This window comes from Micromonospora sp. USAFONa4, from assembly GCF_057197825.1.
Genome location: NZ_CM170072.1, coordinates 6,767,625 through 6,785,917 on the forward strand (window position 1 = coordinate 6,767,625; position 18,293 = coordinate 6,785,917).

Sequence of the window (18,293 nt, forward strand, 5' to 3'; positions counted from 1 at the left end):
GACCTGCGGGTGTGGCGCGGGTCCTCAGTACTGCGACCGCACGGTGACCCCGCTGAACGCCTGCTTGGCGTGCAGGCTCACGTAGTGGTAGCCGGGAGCCGGGTTGTTGATCGTGATCGTCTCACCGTTGCCGCTGGTGACCGACCGCTGGGTGTACATGCTCGTGGTGGCCCAACTGCGGGGGCTGTAGTAGAGGTCCGCGTCGCCGGTGCCACCGGACGAGGTGATCGTCAGGCTGGCGGTGCCGGCCGGGACCTGGAGGTAGAGGTAGTGCAGGTTCCCCGCGGTGGCCTGGAGGTTGCCACGCTGACAGTTGCGGCCCAGCGTCCGCACGTCGCCGCCGGTGCACTCGGGCAGCGCGGCGGGGTCGCCGGTGACGGTGACGTTCCGGGAGGTCCTGGCGGTGGCGCCCTTGTCGTCGGTGACGGTGAGCGTGACCGTGTACGTGCCGGCGGCGCGGTAGGTCTTCGTGGGGTTGGTCGCCGTCGAGGTGGTGCCGTCGCCGAAGGCCCAGGACCGGGCGGCGATGCTGCCGTCGCCGTCGGTGGACTGGTCGGTGAAGGTGGCGCTCAGCCCGGTGGTGGTGGACGTGAACGCCGCGACCGGGGCCTGGTTCGCGGGCGGGTTGGTGGCGCCGCCGCAGTTGCCGGCCGAGCAGGCGTCCAGCCAGGCGTACCAGTCGGCGTCGTAGCGGCTGCCGATGGTGCCGGTCAACAGCGTGCGGGCGGCGTTCCAGTTGCCCGTGCGGTAGTGCCCGAGCAGCGTGGCGACGTCACTCCGGTGCGACTGGAGCATGTACCGCACCGCCAGGTAGCCCCACCGGTAGACGCGGTTGGTGTCGTGGCTGTACGTGGTGTCGAAGAGCGTACGCAGGGAGTAGGTCTTCTTTCCGGCCTCGGTGATCGCGGCGCCGTAGGTCAGCTCCCGGTACGAGTACGACACGTACTCGGCGAAGCCCTCGATCCACCAGATGGTGGGGGTGGCGATGTTGTCGGTGAAGTCGCCGTACAGGTTGAAGCGGCCGTCGAGGTAGTGGGTGTACTCGTGGTTGAGGTTCCAGATCTCGAAGGTGGGGCGCAGCCACTCCGCCTCGTAGGCGATGAAGCGCGGCTGGTTCCCGGCGGACGCCGGGTCGCCTTCGAGGTACATGCCGCCGTTGTTCGTGTCGATGCCGAACATCGGCCCGCCGTACGTCTGGTAGTCGGCGCTGGAGTCGTAGACCACGACCTCGATTGTCGTGTTGCGGTCGTTCGCGACCGGGCCCTTGTCGGCCGCGACGGAGTGGAAGTAGGCGTCCTGGTTGCGCATGCTCGCACAGGCCCAGTCGAGTTGGGCGGAGGTCATCTGCTGGGCGCGGATGCGGATGGTGCTGCCGCAGGCGAAGGTGACCGGCAGGATCGCCGCGGCCAGCCGCGCCTGGAGGTCGCAGGTGTCGTAGTAGGCGCAGTTCGCCTTGTCGTAGTAGTCGGTCATCTCCGCGACGCCGACCCAGAGGGTGGCGGTGGAGCCGGTCATCGCGCTCAGGTCGAGCAGGCCCCGGGCCAGCGGTCGTACCTTCGACCGCAACGCGGTGTGCTGGAGGAAACGGCCCAGTTCGCGGCCGGCGTTGGAGACCAGGTAGCCCCGGTCGGTGCCGAGCAGGGCTCGTTTGCCGGTGGCGAAGGCGTGCAGCGTGTCCACCACGCTCGGGTCGGCGGTGACGGCGCTGACGAACTCGGGCACCTGGTGGCCCCGGAACAGCACGGTGTAGACGTTGTTGACCGCGTTCAGCATCCACCACGACGAGTCGTACGAGCTGTCGTAGCCGGTCAGCAGCCGCTTCACCACGTACAGGTAGCGGGCGTTCTCCTCGGCGCTGTCGATCAGGGTGACCGCCTCGGCCAGCACCTCGCCGTTGACGTCGTTGACGTCGCCGGAGCGGCTGTTGGCGAAGAACGTGTCCAGGCCGGCGCGGATGGCGGTGCGCAGCGTGGGGCCGTACGAGCCCACGGTGGCGGGGTGGTTCCACTGCACGTAGTACCCGGCCCGCAGGTACAGCACGAGCTGGGCGGTACCCGTGGCGTTGGTGCCGTCGTAGGAGGCGGCGTTGTCCCGCAGCCCGTACGCCACGCTTGTCATCTGCGTCTCGCGGAAGGCCTGGGAGGCGTCGCTTCCGGAGAGGCTGAACAGGGTGTTCACGCAGTCGGTGGTGGACGCCCTGATCTGCTGCACCAGGGCGCTGCCGGTCCGGCTCGTGAAGTCGCCGACCGCGCAGGGAGCGGCGGCCGCCCCGCGCGCCGACGGGGCGTTGCGCCGCCCCGAGTCGTCGGGCCGGTCGTAGTCGCGGCGCAGCTCCGCACGGGACGAGGGAAGCGGGGCCCGCTCGCTCAGCGGCAGCGGCGCCCGCCGGACGTGGGCGTCACCGGCGCCGGAGCCGAGGCCGGCGTCGCTCGGGGCGGCGCCGGTCGGCCTGGGCGGTGGTGCCGCGTGCGCGGCGCCGGAGGAGGTCGCCGGGGTCAGCCCGAGCGCCAGCACCAGTGCGAGCGGGACGGCGGGCCAGCCGCGTCGGTTTCGTGTTCTCGTGGTTCTCACGGGTCGCCTCCTGGCGTACGTGGTCCGGCCTGGTCGCCGGCGGGTGGTGGCGGTGCGGAGTGGCTGCGGCGTCGATTCCCGTCGATCCGGCGGGGTCCGCGCTGCGGGTGGCCAGTACAATGGCACACATCACACATCGTGTAAAGAAATCGTCGATGGTCGATAGGAGTGACGATCTGGCTACGGTGCGTCGCCGTTGACAGCCGCTCGACCGGTCGCCTACGGTCTGCGGGCAACCCACAACTACATAGACGCCGTTCGAACCCGCGCGGGAGAGATCCCGACCGCACGTCGGGGCGCCGAAGGAGCAAACTCCCAAGAAACTCTCAGGCCCCGTTACCGCTCGGGTGAGGCGAACTCTGGAAAGCAGACGATCAGTCGTCTCACCCACGGTGCAAACCGCCGACCGGCGGTGAAGCTCTCAGGTCGATGACAGAGCGGGAGGCAACCGACCGTACGACGCGACCGCGTCGGGACGAGGGAGGCCTCCGTGCATCAGAGTCCGACGACCCTGCTCCACCCACCCCTGCACGCCGTGCACGCCGAACTCGGCGCCCGGTTCACCGGCTTCGCCGGCTGGTCGATGCCGCTGCGCTACGGCAGCGAGACCGCCGAGCACCGCGCGGTACGCGAACGCGCGGGCCTCTTCGACCTCAGCCACATGGGGCAGCTCGAGGTGTCCGGGCCGCACGCCGCCGCGGCGCTGGACCACGCGCTGGTCGGGCACCTGTCGGCGGTGCCGGTCGGCGGTGCCCGCTACACCATGCTCTGCGACGAGATCGGCGGCGTGCTCGACGACCTGGTCGCCTACCGGCTCGCCGCCGACCGGTACCTGCTGGTGACCAACGCCGTCAACACCCGCACCGCGCTGGCCGCGTTGCACCTACGCTGCGCCGGACACGCGGCGACCGTCGCCGACCACACCGCCGAGCGGGCCATCATCGCCGTGCAGGGCCCGCGTGCGGCCGACACGGTGCGGGCCGTGGTCGGCGCGGAGCCGACCCGACTCCGCTACTACACCGCCACCGCCGTGGACCTCGGCGGACGGCCGGCGATCGTCGCCCGCACCGGATACACCGGCGAGGACGGCTTCGAGTTCTTCCTCCGGGCCTCGGACGCCGAAGACGTCTGGCGCGCGCTGCTCGCCGCCGGCGCCGGGCACGGGCTGACGCCGGCCGGGCTGGCCTGCCGGGACACGCTGCGCATCGAGGCCGGGATGCCGCTGTACGGCTGCGAGCTGCACCAGGGCGTCACCCCCTTCGAGGCGGGCCTGGGACGGGTGGTGTCCTTCGCCAAGCCGGGCGACTTCGTCGGCCGGGCCGCGTTGGCCGAGCGCCGGGACGCCGGGGCCACCACCGTCCTCGTGGGACTGACCGGAACCGGGCGACGCGTACCGAGGACCGGCCATCCGGTGGTCGCGCTGACAGACGGCGTACCGGCACGACCCGTCGGCGTGGTCACCAGCGGCGCGCTGTCACCGGCGCTCGACCGGCCCGTTGCGATGGCTCACGTCCACGCCGACGCGATCGAGGCCCGGTCCCGGCTGGGCGTCGTCGTCCGAGGAACCACCGAGCCGGTGCGGACCACCCCGCTGCCGTTCTACCGCCGTCCGCGCTGACGCGCACCGACCCATCTTCCCAGGAGTGACGACCATGGACGTACCCGCGCGTCTGCGCTACAGCCGCAACCACGAATGGATCGACGACACGGCCGAACCGGCGGCCGTGGGCATCACCGCGTTCGCCGCCGCCGCCCTCGGCGACATCATCTACGCCGGACTGCCCGAGCCCGGCACCCACTTGAGCGCGGGCGACGTCTGCGGCGAGGTGGAGTCCACCAAGTCGGTGGCCGAGCTGTACATGCCGGTGAGCGGCGAGATCGTCGCCACCAACGAGGCGGTCGTCGCCGACCCGGACCTGATCGGCACCGACCCGTACGGGGCGGGCTGGCTGGTGCGGGTACGCCTGACGGACGCGCCGGCGCTGATGACCGCCGACGAGTACCGCGCCTACCTGGCCGACGCCGACGCGGCGGGTGCGGCATGAGCCTGCTCGACCGTGAACTGATCGACGTCGACCCGGAGATCGCCGAGGCGGTCGCCGCCGAGTTGGACCGGCAGCGGCGGACCCTCGGCATGATCGCCTCGGAGAACCACGCGCCCCGGGCGGTCCTGCAGGCGCAGGGCTCGGTCCTCACCAACAAGTACGCCGAGGGCTACCCCGGCCGGCGGTACTACGGCGGCTGCGAGCACGTCGACACCGTCGAGCGCCTGGCGGTCGAGCGGGCGAGGCGGCTCTTCGGCGCCGCGTACGCCAACGTGCAACCGCACTCCGGCAGCCAGGCCAACGCCGCGGTGATGGCGGCCCTGCTCGACCCCGGAGACACCATCCTGGGCCTCGACCTCGCGCACGGCGGCCACCTGACCCACGGGATGCGGATCAACTTCTCGGGCCGGTTGTACCGGGCGGTGGGCTACCGAGTGGACGCCGAGAGCCTCCTCGTCGACATGGACGCCGTCGAGCGGCTGGCGCACGAGCACCGACCGAAAATGCTGGTGGCGGGCTGGTCGGCGTACCCGAGGACCCTGGACTCCGCGCGGTTCCGCCGCATCGCCGACGCCGTCGGCGCGTACCTGCTGGTCGACATGGCGCACTTCGCCGGGCTGGTCGCCGCCGGGCTGCACCCCAGCCCGGTGCCGCACGCCCACGTGGTCACCCTGACCACCCACAAGACGCTCGGTGGCCCGCGTGGCGGCGCCATCCTCAGCGCGGACACCGACCTGGCCCGGCGTCTCGACTCGGCGGTCTTCCCCGGCCAGCAGGGCGGCCCGCTGGAACACGCCGTCGCCGGCAAGGCGGTGGCGTTCCGCATCGCCGGCGGCGAGGAGTTCCGCGACCAGCAGCGCCGCGCCCTGCGCGGAGCGCGGATCGTCGCCGGGCGCCTTGGCGCCGCCGACGCGCACGACGCCGGCATCCGGGTGGTCGGCGGCGGCACCGACGTGCACCTGGTGCTGGTCGACCTACGCGCGGCGAAGCTGGACGGCCTCCAAGCGGAGCGCCTGCTCCAGAGCATCGACATCACCGTCAACCGCAACGCCGTACCGTTCGACCCCCGTCCGCCGATGGTGACCTCGGGACTGAGGATCGGCACGCCGGGGCTGGCCACCCGGGGCTTCGACGACGCCGACTTCGCCGAGGTCGCCGACATCGTCGCCACCGCGTTGACGACCGCCGAGGGCGACGAGGAACTGCGGGCGCGGGTCCGCCGCCTCGCCGACCGGCACCCGCTCTACGCGGACCCCACGGCCCGCCCGTGACCCATCCGCCGGGGGCGCGTGCGGACACCGCGCTCCCGGCGGCACCAACCCCGTCCGCCGCCGTCGGGCGACGGCCTCGGGATTCGGCTCTCCGGAAAGGCATTCCATGCCGAACAAGCTCCTGCTCCTGGCCGCGGAGAACGACCGCATGCGCGCACTGGTCTCGCGATCGTCCCTGACCCGAGGGATCGTCCACCGCTTCGTCGCGGGCGAGGAGACTCGTGAGGTGGTCGGCGTGGCACGGCGGCTCGCCGGGGTGGGCCTCCAGGTCACGATCGACCACCTCGGCGAGGGGACGAGGACGCTCGCGCAGGCCGAGGCCACCCGTGACACGTACCTCGCGCTGCTGTGGTCGCTGCACGCCGCGGACCTGGCCGCGTCCTCCGAGGTCTCACTGAAGGTCTCGGCGCTCGGTGGGTCGTTGCCGGCTGACGGGTACGGGCACGCCCTGCGGCTCACCCGCGACGTCTGCGCCGCCGCCGCGGCCGTCGGCTCAGGCGTCACCATCGACATGGAGGACCACACCACCGTCGATGCGACCCTCTCCCTGCTCGGCGACCTGCGGGCGGAGTTCCCGTGGGTCGGCGTCGCCCTCCAGGCGTGCCTGCGGCGCACGGCGGAGGACTGTCGGCGGCTCGCCCACCCGGGCAGCCGGGTCCGCCTGGTCAAGGGCGCCTACGCCGAGCCCGCCCCGGTGGCGTTCGTGAAGAAGCGCCAGGTCGACGACGAGTTCCGGCGGTGCCTGCGCATCCTGATGGAGGGGCAGGGGTATCCGATGGTGGCCACCCACGACCCGAAGCTCATCGATCACACCCTGCACCTGGCGCGGCAGGGCGGGCGCAGCGTCGAGGACTTCGAGTTCCAGATGCTGTACGGGATCCGCGAGAACGAGCAACTGCGACTGGCGTCGGGCGGGAACCGGATGCGGGTCTACCTGCCGTACGGCCGTGACTGGTACGCGTACTTCATGCGGCGACTCGCCGAGAAGCCGGCGAACCTGTTGCTGCTTGCCCGCTCGTTCACGCCCGGTTCCGCCAATTGAGCCACCGCCGCCGGGTGCGGCCGACGCGACAGGAAGTGCGGCCATGATCAGCGTTTTCGATCTGTTCAGTGTCGGTATCGGGCCGTCCAGCTCCCACACGGTGGGGCCGATGCGGGCCGCCCGTACGTTCGTGGCGGGTCTGAAGGCCGACGGGTTGCTGTCCGGCACGGTGCGGGTGCGGGCGGAGCTCTTCGGCTCGCTGGGCGCGACCGGGCACGGCCACGGTAGCGACCGGGCGGTGCTGCTCGGGCTGGCCGGCGAGGCCCCGGAGACCGTCGACACCGACACGGTCGACGCGCGGATCACGCGGATGCGTGTCGGGCGCCGGCTGAGCCTGCTCGATGCGCACGAGATCGACTTCGACCCCGACCGGGACCTGGTGCTGCACCGGCGCCGGTCGCTGCCGTACCACCCGAACGGGATGACGTTCGTCGCGTACGACGACCGGGGCGCCGAGCTGCGGGCCCGGACGTACTACTCGGTCGGCGGCGGTTTCGTGGTGGACGAGGCGGCGGCCGGGGCGGACCGGATCAGGCCGGACGCCACGCGGGTGCGGCATCCGTTCCTCACCGGCGCGCAGCTGCTCGACGTGACCGCGTCGACGGGGCTGTCGATCAGCGAGGTGATGCTCGCCAACGAGCTGTCCTGGCGTGGTGAGGGTGAGGTGCGCGCGGGTCTGTTGGAGATCTGGCGGGTGATGCGGGAGTGCGTCGAGCGGGGCTGCTCGCGCGACGGGGTGCTGCCCGGTGGGCTGAAGGTCCGCCGGCGTGCTGCCGAGCTGCGCCGCGGTCTGGAGACGGAGTCCGACCCCGCCGACCCGTTGCGGGCGATGGACTGGGTGACGCTGTTCGCTCTGGCTGTCAACGAGGAGAACGCTGCTGGCGGGCGGGTGGTCACCGCGCCGACCAACGGGGCGGCCGGGATCGTTCCGGCGGTGTTGCACTACTACACGCGGTTCTGCCCGGGTGCCTGTGAGGAGGGGGTGGTGCGGTTCCTGTTGGCGGCGGGTGCGATCGGTGTGCTGTTCAAGGAGAACGCCTCGATCTCCGGGGCGGAGGTGGGTTGCCAGGGTGAGGTGGGTTCGGCCTGTTCGATGGCCGCCGCCGGGCTGGCCGAGGCGTTGGGTGGCACCCCGGCGCAGGTGGAGAACGCCGCGGAGATCGGTATGGAGCACAACCTGGGTCTGACCTGTGATCCGGTCGGTGGTCTGGTGCAGATCCCCTGCATCGAGCGGAACGCGGTGGCTAGCATCAAGGCGATCACGGCCGCCCGGTTGGCGCTGCGTGGCGACGGGGTGCACCACGTCTCGTTGGACAAGGTCATCAAGACCATGCGCGAGACCGGCGCGGACATGAAGGTGAAGTACAAGGAGACGGCGCGCGGCGGACTGGCCGTCAACGTGATCGAGTGCTGAACCGCTGCGGTGCGCGGAGCCGGGCCGTGACGCCGGCACCCGCCGTGTCCCGGCTCGGGGGCGGACGCCTGCGCGTCCCCGCTCGGGGCCGACGCCTGTGCGACGATCGTCGGGCGTCGCGCCGACCGGTCCGTCCCGCCGGTCCGCCCACGCACCGGTCTCCGGCAGGCATGCGGGAAGGCACCTCGTACCCCTTGGAGAGCTTGATGTCCTCGTCCCCGGCCCGGGTCCTCGCCGCGCTGAACGCGGTGCGGCCACCCGACCAGGCGTCCCCGGTCGTCGGCAGGGCCGTCGTGGTCGGCGGCAGCGTCGCCGGTCTGCTGGCGGCCCGCGTGTTGTCCGACTACGCCGAGAGCGTCGTCATCGTCGACCGCGACGATCCACACGCGACCGGCGTTCGGCCGGGCGTGCCGCAGGGATCGCAGCTGCACGCGCTGCTGCCCGGCGGCTTCCTCCAGCTCGAACGCCTGTTCCCCGGCTTCCGCGAGCAGGCCGTGGCCCAGGGGGCGGTCGAGGCGCCACCGGCGGCCAGGCGGAGCTATCTCGACGGGCGCCTGAAGGTCGTCGTACCCGACGACGCCGACAGCCTGGCCGGCACCCGGCCCCTCCTGGAGGGGCTGATCCGCCAGCGGGTGCTGCGGCTGCCCAACGTCAAGACGGTCACCGCCCGCGCCACGGGTCTGGTGTGCGACGGCGGCGTGGTCACCGGCGTCCGCTGCGAGGCCGGCGGGGCGACGGGCGTCGAGTCGGGTGACCTCGTGGTGGACGCGATGGGACGATCGAGCAGGCTCTCCGAGTGGTTGGAGCAGGCCGGCTGGGACCGGCCCGCACTGCGGCGGATGACCGTGGACCTCAACTACGCCACCGCGCTGTTCCGGCGCCGGGAGGTGGACCCGCAGGCGACGGTGGTCATGGCACTGCACACTCCGAGGATGTCCTCGGACGTGGCGGGCGCCGCGTTCTTCGCCGTCGAGGACGGCCGGTGGATGGCCATGATGGCCGGCTACGGCGAGAACCGTCCGGGGCGCACCGCGGACGACTTCGTCCGCCGGCTGCGCGAGCAGTTCCCGCCGGAGTTCGGCGCGCTCGCCGCGAACGAGATGCTCGGCGACGTCCGGACCTACCGCCACGCCGACAGCCGGCGACGCGACTTCCACGGGCTGAGGCGACTGCCGGCCGGGCTCGTCAGCGTCGGCGACGCGGTCGCGTCGTTCAATCCGGTGTACGGGCAGGGGATGACGGCGGCGGCGCTGCACGCGGCCTGCCTGTCGACGTACCTGCGGTCGGGCCCGGACCTGGGCGCGCCCGCGCGCCGGTTCTTCGCCCTGCAGAAGGTCGTGGTCGACGTCGCCTGGTCGATGTCGACCTCCGCCGACCTGGCGCTGCCGCACGTCGACGGGCCCTACCCGCGCGGCTACCGGCTCTCCAGCTGGGCCAGCAGGCAGATCGTCACGGCGACCGTCACCGACGTGCCGACCGCCCGACGCTTCAACGAGGTCGTCTCCATGCTCGCGCACCCGCGCTCGCTGGCCACCCCCGGCGTGCTCCTGGGCGCGCTGCGCGCCAACCGACGGGCCCGCTGACTGAGCCGTCGTCCGCCGCCCCGGCCGCCCGCGTCCGGGGCGGCGCCGCGCGTCCGGCCGGGGATCCCCCGGCGCGTCGGGGATGGCCGCTGGACAGGCTTTTAATCGGATGGACCCGGCCGGGTCGGTCACTATGGTTGGTCGATGGACGTTGTCAGCACTGCCGACGTCTCGCCGGGTGACCGGTTCGCCTTCTGGCGCGAGGTCAGCGGGAAGCTCTGGGTGCCGTACGAGCTGGCCCGGGAGCGGCGGGCGGAGACCGGCTTCGAGGCACGGGTCTGCATCAGCGAGTTCGGCGCGGTGCAGGCGACCCTGATGACGACGATGGCCCACTCGGTGCGCCGCACGCCCCGGCTGATCCGGCAGGCCGACCCGGAGGTGTTCAAGGTGAGCTGCCTGGTCAGTGGCAGCGGCATCCTGACGCAGGACGGCAGACGCGCGGAGTTCGGCGCCGGGGATCTCGTGCTCTACGACACCTCGCGCCCGTACGTGGCCGAGCTCCGGCCGGACGATTCGACGAGCCGGATGCTGCTCCTGCGTTTCCCACGGGCGCTGCTGCCGTTTCCTGCCCGGGAACTGCGTGAACTGAGCGCCGTCCGCATGTCCGGCGCCCGCGGCGTCGGCGCGCTGTCGTCACGCTTCCTGCTCCAGCTCGCCGACCAGATGGACGAGCTGACCCCGGCCGAGACCGCGCGGCTGGCCACCCTGACGCTCGACGTGCTGATCGCGGCGTTGGCCGACGCCCTGGACGCCCGGGAGATCGTCCCCGCGGACACGCGCCGGCGGGCGCTGACCGCCCGCATCCGCGCCTTCATCAACGACCACCTCGGCGACCCGGACCTGACCCCGGACGTGATCGCCGCAGCGCACCACATCTCCGTGCGCTACCTGCACAAGCTGTTCCAGCAGGAGGAGCACACCGTCGCCGGCTGGATCCGCGAACAGCGCCTCGAACGGTGCCGACGCGACCTCGCCGAACCCCGGCTCGCCGCCCGCACGATCAACGCGATCGCCGCCCGGTGGGGCTTCACCAGCGCCGCGCACTTCAGCCAGGCGTTCCGCGCCCGTTACGGCCAATCGCCCACCGAGTTCCGCCAGCGGCTCCGCACCGTGCACGGAGACTAAACACCTGTGCGCCCCGCCGCAACGACATGAGTGGATGCAGCGGGCAGTCTCGACTCAGGTAGTCGGCTCATCCGGAGCGACAGCAGTTGTCCGTCACCGGTTCGTGGACCTGGGGCAGCGGTCCCGACCCCCACTTCTGGCACCGCGTCCACCGGCTGAGCTGACAGTTCCGTCACCTCGTCAAGGGAGATCCGCATGAGACTCGCACGCATGTCGATGGCCGCCGTCCTGCTGGGCAGTGCCGCCGTGCTGGTGGCCGCCGCTCCGGCCCAGGCGTCCTGCCCGCAGGGCATCGCCAGCTTCGAGCCGCAGGTCAACGGCACGTTCGCCGGGACCGGCATCAACATCCGCACCGGGCCCGGCCCTGACTGCACCTCACGCGGCCAGGGCCAGCCCGGCCAGACCGCGACGTTCCGCTGCTGGCAGACCGGGCACGACGGCGCCCGCTGGACCTACCTGCACAACCGCGCGACCGGCGTGTCGGGCTGGTCCCGAAGCGACCTGCTCTCCGGTGGGGGCTCCAGGGTCGCGTGCGGCATCTGATCCGCAGCGCGGGGCCTGCCGAGGCGACGTCGCCTCGGCAGGCCCCGCCACGGTCGGTCCGCCAGATCCACGGCCGTCCGAGACCCGGAGCCGCTACCTAGGAACCCGAGCCACCCTCAGAGGGTGGTTTCGCCGTTGAGGCCGAAGTAGTCGTGCCATTTGGTGGCGGGGTTGAAGGTGGTGCCGGTGGAGAGTGCGACGTGGACGTCGTTGGTGGTGCCTTTGGTGAAGACGACGATGTCGTCCTTGCCGTCACCGTTGGCGTCGGCGAGGTAGGGGAATTCGCCGTTGAGGCAGAAGAAGTCGTGCCATTTGACGGTGGTGCCGGCGAATGATGTGCCGGTGGAGGTGGCGGCGTAGACGTCGGCGTTGGTGTTGCAGGTGAAGGTGACGATGTCGTCTTTGCCGTCGCCGTTGATGTCGCCGACGCGGGGTTGTTCGGTGCCGACGGCGAAGAGGTCGTGCCATTTCTGGGGTGGGCCGAAGGCGCTGCCGGTGGAGAGGGCGACGATGACGTCGGAGGCGGTGGCGGGGCCTTGGGTGAAGGTGATGATGTCGTCGCGTCCGTCGCCGTTGACGTCGCCGATGGCGGGGTGTTCGCCGGCGATGGAGAAGTATTCGTGCCATTTGACGGCGGTGCCGGTGAATGAGGTGCCGGTGGAGAGGGCGACGTAGACGTCGGCGTTGGTGTCGTGGGTGAAGGTGATGATGTCGTCTTTGCCGTCGCCGTTGACGTCGCCGACTGCGGCGACTTCGGTGTGGGGGGCGAACCAGTCGTGCCATTTGGTGCTGGGGCTGAAGGTGGTGCCGGTGGAGAGGGAGACGTGGACGTCGGCGAGGGTGCCGTGGGTGAAGGCGACGATGTCGTCGCGGTTGTCGCCGTTGAAGTCTCCGGTGAGCAGGGTTTCGCCGTTGAGGCCGAAGAAGTCGTTCCATTTGTTGGAGGTGCCGGCGAATGACGTGCCGGTGGAGGTGGCGACGTAGACGTCGTTGAGGGTGCCGTGGGTGAAGGTGACGATGTCGTCGCGTCCGTCGCCGGTGAAGTCCGTGGGCGAGCCCGCCAGATACCGGCCACCCGTCGGCGACGTACCGCAGTTGTCGCTGACCAGGTACTTCTGGTGGTACTGGCCGGGGTAGGGCGCCAGCGACGTCCCGTTGATCACGATCGTCTGCCCCACGCCGTTGTAGAGCTGTTCGTAGTGGATGTGCGGCCCCGACGAGTTGCCGGTGCTGCCCGTGGTGCCGATCTGCTGGCCCTGCTGCACGTACGCCCCGTCGGGCACGGAGTAGGAACTGAGGTGGAAGTAGTAGGTGGTCCAACCGCCGCCGTGGTCGATGACGATGTAGTTGCCGGCGCCGCTGGGCTGCGAGTACCGCCGGGCGACGCCCGCCGCCGAGGCGACCTGCGGCGTGCCCGCCGTGGCGCCCCCGTCGGCCCGCACGAAGTCCAGGGCCTGCCGGACCTCGGCGCTGTGGTGGTCGTACGTCCACCGCTGCCCGCACGGGAACGGAGCCTTGAAGTTCGGCGCGGCGAGTGCGGGGGACGAGGTGACCACCGCCCCGGTCAGTACGCCGACCACCAGGGTGAGCAGGGAGACCAGGATGCGACGCACCCTGCTCCTCGAATGCCGTGACATGGGTGACTCCCGGTCATGGAAGAGTCGGACGGGTGGGTCGCGCACCGCCGACGCCCGGACGGGGCTCGTCGCGCGCGGGAAAGGACCCGCTGCCGGGCCGGAACGCGCCGACCCGGCAGCGGTGGGGATGGCGGAGCCGACGCCGCGCCGCCGTGGTACGACGGCGGCGCGGCGTCAGCCGGGGATCAGCCGGCGCGGCGCAGGCGTGCCATCATCCCGTTGAGGTCGTCGACGAAGACGTTCTGCCGGAAGACGTGGCCGCCGGTCACCTCCCGCCCCTCGTGCGGGATGCCGGCCCGCGCCAGGGCCGCCCGGAACTCACGCTGGCCGGCGAGCACCTGGGTCTCGTTCACGGTGTCGAACCAGTTGACCGGATTCGGCGAGGTGCCGGCGACCAGGAAGATGCGCTTGTTGCGGTAGCTCTCGATGCGCTGGATCGGGTTGTCGGCGCTGACCCGCGCCTCGTCCCAGAGCGGCACGCCGTACACGGTGCCGCCGCCGAGGTCCAGGGCGGCGGAGGTCGCGTTGGCCCAATGCACGACGAGCCCGAAGTCCCGGCGCAGGCTGGCGGGGCCGGAGTGGGAACTGACCGAGCAGAAGTGGCCGTAGTACTTGGCGGTGTACTTGAGGGCGCCGAACCCGCCCATGGAGAAGCCGGCCACGGCGCGGCCGTTGTACTCGGGGAAGGTGCGGAAGTTCGACTCGATCCATGGCAGCAGCTGTGCCATGTGGAACGTCTCCCAGTTGCGCGGACCGACGTTGCTGCTCACCGGGTTCGAGTACCACCCGGTGGCGGCGTCCGGCATGACGACGATGAGTTGCCTGCCTGCGGTCAGGTTGATGATGTTGTGGTGCAGATGGAACTCCCGGAAGTCGGAGGCGCCCCCGTGCAGCAGGTAGAGCACTGGGTAGCGCTTGCCGCTGGTGTGGTAGCCATCGGGGAGCAGGACGTTGACCCCCGGGTCCCACCCGATGGCGTCGGTGGCGAACCGGTAGTACTGCAGCCGGCCGCCGTTCTCGTTGCGGTCCACGATGCGCAGGCCGTGGCCGTCGCGGGCGGCGGACGCGGGCAGCGGCGCGGCGAGGGCACCGGCGAACGCGCCTGCGGCGGCGACTCCCGCGGCGCCGGTCAGCAGGCGTCGGCGGCTGACGGGCCGGCGGGTGGCAGGGACGTTGTCCATGAGTACCTCCATTGGGGATGGAACCGCGCCGGAACGGCCGCGCGGCGCGGGGATTTCGACGTGCGCACGACGGGCTCAGAGGGTGGTTTCGCCGTTGAGGCCGAAGTAGTCGTGCCATTTGGTGGCGGGGTTGAAGGTGGTGCCGGTGGAGAGTGCGACGTGGACGTCGTTGGTGGTGCCTTTGGTGAAGACGACGATGTCGTCCTTGCCGTCACCGTTGGCGTCGGCGAGGTAGGGGAATTCGCCGTTGAGGCAGAAGAAGTCGTGCCATTTGACGGTGGTGCCGGCGAATGATGTGCCGGTGGAGGTGGCGGCGTAGACGTCGGCGTTGGTGTTGCAGGTGAAGGTGACGATGTCGTCTTTGCCGTCGCCGTTGATGTCGCCGACGCGGGGTTGTTCGGTGCCGACGGCGAAGAGGTCGTGCCATTTCTGGGGTGGGCCGAAGGCGCTGCCGGTGGAGAGGGCGACGATGACGTCGGAGGCGGTGGCGGGGCCTTGGGTGAAGGTGATGATGTCGTCGCGTCCGTCGCCGTTGACGTCGCCGATGGCGGGGTGTTCGCCGGCGATGGAGAAGTATTCGTGCCATTTGACGGCGGTGCCGGTGAATGAGGTGCCGGTGGAGAGGGCGACGTAGACGTCGGCGTTGGTGTCGTGGGTGAAGGTGATGATGTCGTCTTTGCCGTCGCCGTTGACGTCGCCGACTGCGGCGACTTCGGTGTGGGGGGCGAACCAGTCGTGCCATTTGGTGCTGGGGCTGAAGGTGGTGCCGGTGGAAAGGGAGACGTGGACGTCGGCGAGGGTGCCGTGGGTGAAGGCGACGATGTCGTCGCGGTTGTCGCCGTTGAAGTCTCCGGTGAGCAGGGTTTCGCCGTTGAGGCCGAAGAAGTCGTTCCATTTGTTGGAGGTGCCGGCGAATGACGTGCCGGTGGAGGTGGCGACGTAGACGTCGTTGAGGGTGCCGTGGGTGAAGGTGACGATGTCGTCGCGTCCGTCGCCGGTGAAGTCCGTGGGCGAACCCGCCAGATAACGGCCACCGGACCCGCCGCCCGCGTTGACCAGGGAGATGTAGTGGTTCCAGTTCCAGTGCGGGCCCGGGTCGGTGTGGTCGTTGCCCGGCAGCTCGTGGTGCCCCTTGACCGCGGTACGGTTCTTCGGCAGGCCGTACTTGTCGCAGAGATAGCGGGTCAGCGCGGCCGACGAGCGGTACATGGACTCGGTGAACCAGCTCGGATTGTCGACGAAGCCCTCGTGCTCGATGCCCACCGAGTACGGGTTGGCCGACCGCGCGTGGTAGGCGGTGTCGCCCTCGCGTACCATCTGGGTGATCTCACCGTTGCTCGACTTCACCACGTAGTGGGCGCTCACTCCCGCCGACGGGTTCTGGAACCAGCTCACCGTGCCGGCGTACGAGCCCTGGGTCACGTGCACCACGACAGTGGTGATCCGCGAGGAGCGACCCGCCGCGTAGTTGCCGCCGTACGCCGAGATCCACCGGGCCGGCGCGTACTCCGGCACTGCCGCGGCGAGAGCCCCCGGTGCCACCGCCCCGGCGGGGGCGACACGGGCGTACCGGCCGAGTTCCGGCTGCACCCGCTGGGGCGTGACCCGCACGGAGGGCGCGCTGATGCCGGCCCGGAGGAGGCCGTAGACGTGGTCGGCGTACAGGCGGGCCGTCGCGTCGTCGGCGGCGTGCGCGTACCGCGCGACCACCGGGTACCAGGCGGAGATCCGGTCCCGGTCGGCGGCCGTGAGCCGCTCGGCGTCGGCGATGTCCCGCAGGAGGGCCGCGCCGCCCCTGATGTTGGCCGAGGTCACCGACTTCAGGGCGGCCACCGGTTGCCCGGTCAGTTCGGCCGCCCGTTCCAGCGTGCGCTGGCGGGGGTTGCTGACCAGGTGCATGACGCCGTAGCCGTTGGCCTGGCTGGGCTGCCCCTCGTGTCCGTCGAGCCGGGTCTCGCCGTAGCCGACGGCGACCAGCAGGTCCCTGGGTACGTCGAACTCGCCGGCCGCCCGCGTGAAGGCCGTGTCGAGCGGACCGGCGGGCCTGGCCGGCGCGGCGGCGGCCGGCGCGACGGGGCTCAGTAGCGCCGCCGCGAGGACGGCGGCGGCACCGCCGCGCCAGGAGAGTCTGTCGGGTCTCATGGTGGTCTCCCGTCCGCGGGTCACAGGGTGGTCTCGCCGTTCAGGCCGAAGAAGTCGTGCCACTTGGCGCTGGCGCCGAAGGTGGTGCCGGTGGAGAGCGCGACGTGGACGTCGTTGGTGGCGCCCTTGGTGAAGACGACGATGTCGTCCTTGCCGTCGCCGTTGACGTCGGCGAGGTAGGGGAACTCGCCGGCGAGGCAGAAGAAGTCGTGCCATTTGACGGTGGTGCCGGCGAAGGACGTGCCGGTGGAGGTGGCGGCGTAGACGTCGGCGTTGGTGTTGCAGGTGAAGGTGACGATGTCGTCGCGTCCGTCGCCGTTGATGTCGCCGACGCGGGGGAGTTCGGCGCCGACGGCGAACAGGTCGTGCCATTTCTGGGGCGCGCCGAAGGCGTTGCCGGTGGAGAGGGCGACGATGACGTCGGAGGCGGTGGCGGGGCCCTGGGTGAAGGTGATGATGTCGTCCTTGCCGTCGCCGTTGACGTCGCCCAGGGCCGGGTACTCGCCGGCGATGGAGAAGTACTCGTGCCACTTCACGGCGGTGCCGGCGAACGATGACCCGGTGGACAGCGCCACGTAGACGTCGCCGGCCGCGTTGTGGGTGAAGGCGACGATGTCGGCGCGGCCGTCGCCGTTGACGTCGCCGACCGCGCCGATCTCCGCGCCGGGGGCGAACCAGTCGTGCCACTTCTGGCCGCCGCCGAAGCTGGTGCCGTTCGACAGCGCCACGTACACGTCGCCGGTGTTGCCGTGCGCGAAGGTGACGACGTCGTCGCGCCCGTCGCCGTCGACGTCGCCGGTCGAGGCGGTCTCGCCGCCGATGGAGAAGAAGTCGTTCCACTTCACCGAGGTCCCGGCGAAGCCGGCGCCCGTGGAGGTGCTCACGTAGACGTCGGCGAGGGCGTTCTGGGTGAAGCTGACGATGTCGTCGCGCCCGTCGCCGCTGACGTCGGTGGCGGACCCGCCGGCGATGGCGTGGGTCCGTGCCGCCTCGTCGAGCAGGGTCCGCGCCTTCGCCGCCACCTGGTCGTAGCGGTCGGGGAAGCCGGAGCGCTGCACGCACTGGGCGACCTGGCCGGCGCTGTAGCGGGGGTTGTTGCGGTCGCAGACGATCGCGCGGGTGACGTACTGCGTGGTGGCGTAGACCGGGTCCATGATCTGCTCCGGCGTGCCCCAGCCGTAGTCCCACCGCTGCTGGAACACCCCGAGCGAGGACTTGTCGCCGCACGGCAGGTTGTTCATGTGCGACTCGACCCAGCCGGCCTCGAACGCGGACAGCATGACCTTGTCGTTGACGTTGTGGGCGCGGGCGACCCGGTAGACGATCACGCTGATCGCGGGGTCGTGGTTGGCGGGGATGGAGGTGCAGGCCAGCGTGCCGATCGGGGCGTCGGCCTGCGCCGGCGCGGTCGCCACGACCGACGCCAGCGCGGTGCAGAGGCCGACCAGCAGGGCGAGGGGAGTACGTCTCACGATGCTCCTCTGAGGGGTGTCAGCGGTGCGGCGAGCGGTTCCGCCACGGAGGCGCGCCGCCGCCAGGAGGGCCGCCCGGGCTGACGGGTGCGTCGCCGCGTCGACACCTCCCCGTCGGTGGGAAATCGATTGCCGAGGAGTATCGCCAGGACCCCGACGGCTGTCAATGCGCCCTGGAATCTTCCTTCGGCAACTGAGCGGTGGCGGTAAAGTATTGACATCTCGCGATGCCCCCCGGTTAACTCCCGAGCAATCGATTTCTCGCGG

13 protein-coding genes and 2 riboswitches are annotated in these 18,293 nt (G+C 71.1%); of the genes, 8 read left to right on the forward strand and 5 right to left on the reverse strand.

Going from position 1 to position 18,293, the window contains the following annotated elements; genetic code table 11:
* Positions 1–24: 24 nt before the first annotated feature.
* The gene (locus tag AC0OO9_RS29210; protein ID WP_484513906.1) at positions 25–2,571 is read right to left on the reverse strand and encodes a collagenase; all 2,547 of its coding nucleotides are present in this window, start codon (positions 2,569–2,571) and stop codon (positions 25–27) included.
* 259 nt (positions 2,572–2,830) lie between these two features.
* Positions 2,831–2,923, forward strand: a riboswitch (glycine riboswitch).
* Between the two features lie 5 nt (positions 2,924–2,928).
* A riboswitch (glycine riboswitch) is annotated at positions 2,929–3,009 on the forward strand.
* Between the two features lie 52 nt (positions 3,010–3,061).
* Between AC0OO9_RS29210 and gcvT the strand changes: the two genes are divergently transcribed.
* From gcvT to AC0OO9_RS29250, 8 genes are all read left to right on the forward strand, one after another.
* Positions 3,062–4,189, forward strand: coding sequence for a glycine cleavage system aminomethyltransferase GcvT (gcvT, locus tag AC0OO9_RS29215; RefSeq protein WP_484513908.1), 1,128 nt, complete (start codon positions 3,062–3,064; stop codon positions 4,187–4,189).
* 34 nt (positions 4,190–4,223) lie between these two features.
* Positions 4,224–4,616, forward strand: a complete 393-nt coding sequence (gcvH, locus tag AC0OO9_RS29220) for a glycine cleavage system protein GcvH (protein ID WP_484513909.1) — start codon at positions 4,224–4,226, stop codon at positions 4,614–4,616.
* Positions 4,613–5,887 (forward strand): serine hydroxymethyltransferase, encoded by a 1,275-nt coding sequence (glyA, locus tag AC0OO9_RS29225; RefSeq protein WP_484513910.1) that lies wholly within the window; start codon positions 4,613–4,615, stop codon positions 5,885–5,887. The genes gcvH and glyA overlap by 4 nt, the downstream gene beginning before the upstream one ends.
* A gap of 106 nt (positions 5,888–5,993) precedes the next feature.
* A complete protein-coding gene (locus AC0OO9_RS29230; RefSeq protein ID WP_484513912.1) occupies positions 5,994–6,929 on the forward strand; it encodes a proline dehydrogenase family protein in 936 nt (311 codons plus the stop codon).
* Between the two features lie 43 nt (positions 6,930–6,972).
* Complete coding sequence (locus AC0OO9_RS29235) at positions 6,973–8,343, forward strand: L-serine ammonia-lyase (RefSeq protein WP_484513914.1); 1,371 nt, start codon at positions 6,973–6,975, stop codon at positions 8,341–8,343.
* A 206-nt stretch (positions 8,344–8,549) separates the two neighbouring features.
* Complete coding sequence (locus AC0OO9_RS29240) at positions 8,550–9,926, forward strand: FAD-dependent oxidoreductase (RefSeq protein WP_484513916.1); 1,377 nt, start codon at positions 8,550–8,552, stop codon at positions 9,924–9,926.
* Positions 9,927–10,070: 144 nt separating this feature from the next.
* Positions 10,071–11,051 carry an AraC-like ligand-binding domain-containing protein gene (locus tag AC0OO9_RS29245; RefSeq protein ID WP_484513917.1) on the forward strand — a complete coding sequence of 327 codons (981 nt, stop codon included), beginning with the start codon at positions 10,071–10,073 and terminating at the stop codon, positions 11,049–11,051.
* Positions 11,052–11,246: 195 nt separating this feature from the next.
* Positions 11,247–11,594 carry an SH3 domain-containing protein gene (locus AC0OO9_RS29250; protein ID WP_484513918.1) on the forward strand — a complete coding sequence of 116 codons (348 nt, stop codon included), beginning with the start codon at positions 11,247–11,249 and terminating at the stop codon, positions 11,592–11,594.
* A gap of 116 nt (positions 11,595–11,710) precedes the next feature.
* On the opposite strand, the gene AC0OO9_RS29255 is transcribed toward AC0OO9_RS29250, so the two are convergent.
* From AC0OO9_RS29255 to AC0OO9_RS29270, 4 genes are all read right to left on the reverse strand, one after another.
* Positions 11,711–13,174 (reverse strand): FG-GAP-like repeat-containing protein, encoded by a 1,464-nt coding sequence (locus AC0OO9_RS29255; protein WP_484518085.1) that lies wholly within the window; start codon positions 13,172–13,174, stop codon positions 11,711–11,713.
* Positions 13,175–13,416: 242 nt separating this feature from the next.
* Positions 13,417–14,412, reverse strand: coding sequence for an alpha/beta hydrolase (locus AC0OO9_RS29260; RefSeq protein ID WP_484513920.1), 996 nt, complete (start codon positions 14,410–14,412; stop codon positions 13,417–13,419).
* A 75-nt stretch (positions 14,413–14,487) separates the two neighbouring features.
* Entirely contained in the window at positions 14,488–16,554 is a 2,067-nt protein-coding gene (locus AC0OO9_RS29265; RefSeq protein WP_484513922.1) for an N-acetylmuramoyl-L-alanine amidase, read from the reverse strand.
* Between the two features lie 20 nt (positions 16,555–16,574).
* Positions 16,575–18,026, reverse strand: coding sequence for an FG-GAP repeat domain-containing protein (locus AC0OO9_RS29270; RefSeq protein ID WP_484513924.1), 1,452 nt, complete (start codon positions 18,024–18,026; stop codon positions 16,575–16,577).
* Between the last annotated feature and the right edge of the window lie 267 nt (positions 18,027–18,293).

Excerpts from the sequence above, each read along its gene's own strand:
- gcvH (WP_484513909.1), top strand. The coding sequence starts at position 4,224 with ATGGACGTACCCGCGCGTCTGCGCTACAGCCGCAACCACGAATGGATC.
- glyA (WP_484513910.1), top strand. The coding sequence starts at position 4,613 with ATGAGCCTGCTCGACCGTGAACTGATCGACGTCGACCCGGAGATCGCC.
- AC0OO9_RS29230 (WP_484513912.1), top strand. The coding sequence starts at position 5,994 with ATGCCGAACAAGCTCCTGCTCCTGGCCGCGGAGAACGACCGCATGCGC.
- AC0OO9_RS29235 (WP_484513914.1), top strand. The coding sequence starts at position 6,973 with ATGATCAGCGTTTTCGATCTGTTCAGTGTCGGTATCGGGCCGTCCAGC.
- AC0OO9_RS29240 (WP_484513916.1), top strand. The coding sequence starts at position 8,550 with ATGTCCTCGTCCCCGGCCCGGGTCCTCGCCGCGCTGAACGCGGTGCGG.
- AC0OO9_RS29245 (WP_484513917.1), top strand. The coding sequence starts at position 10,071 with ATGGACGTTGTCAGCACTGCCGACGTCTCGCCGGGTGACCGGTTCGCC.
- AC0OO9_RS29250 (WP_484513918.1), top strand. The coding sequence starts at position 11,247 with ATGAGACTCGCACGCATGTCGATGGCCGCCGTCCTGCTGGGCAGTGCC.
- AC0OO9_RS29260 (WP_484513920.1), bottom strand. The coding sequence starts at position 14,412 with ATGGACAACGTCCCTGCCACCCGCCGGCCCGTCAGCCGCCGACGCCTG.
- AC0OO9_RS29265 (WP_484513922.1), bottom strand. The coding sequence starts at position 16,554 with ATGAGACCCGACAGACTCTCCTGGCGCGGCGGTGCCGCCGCCGTCCTC.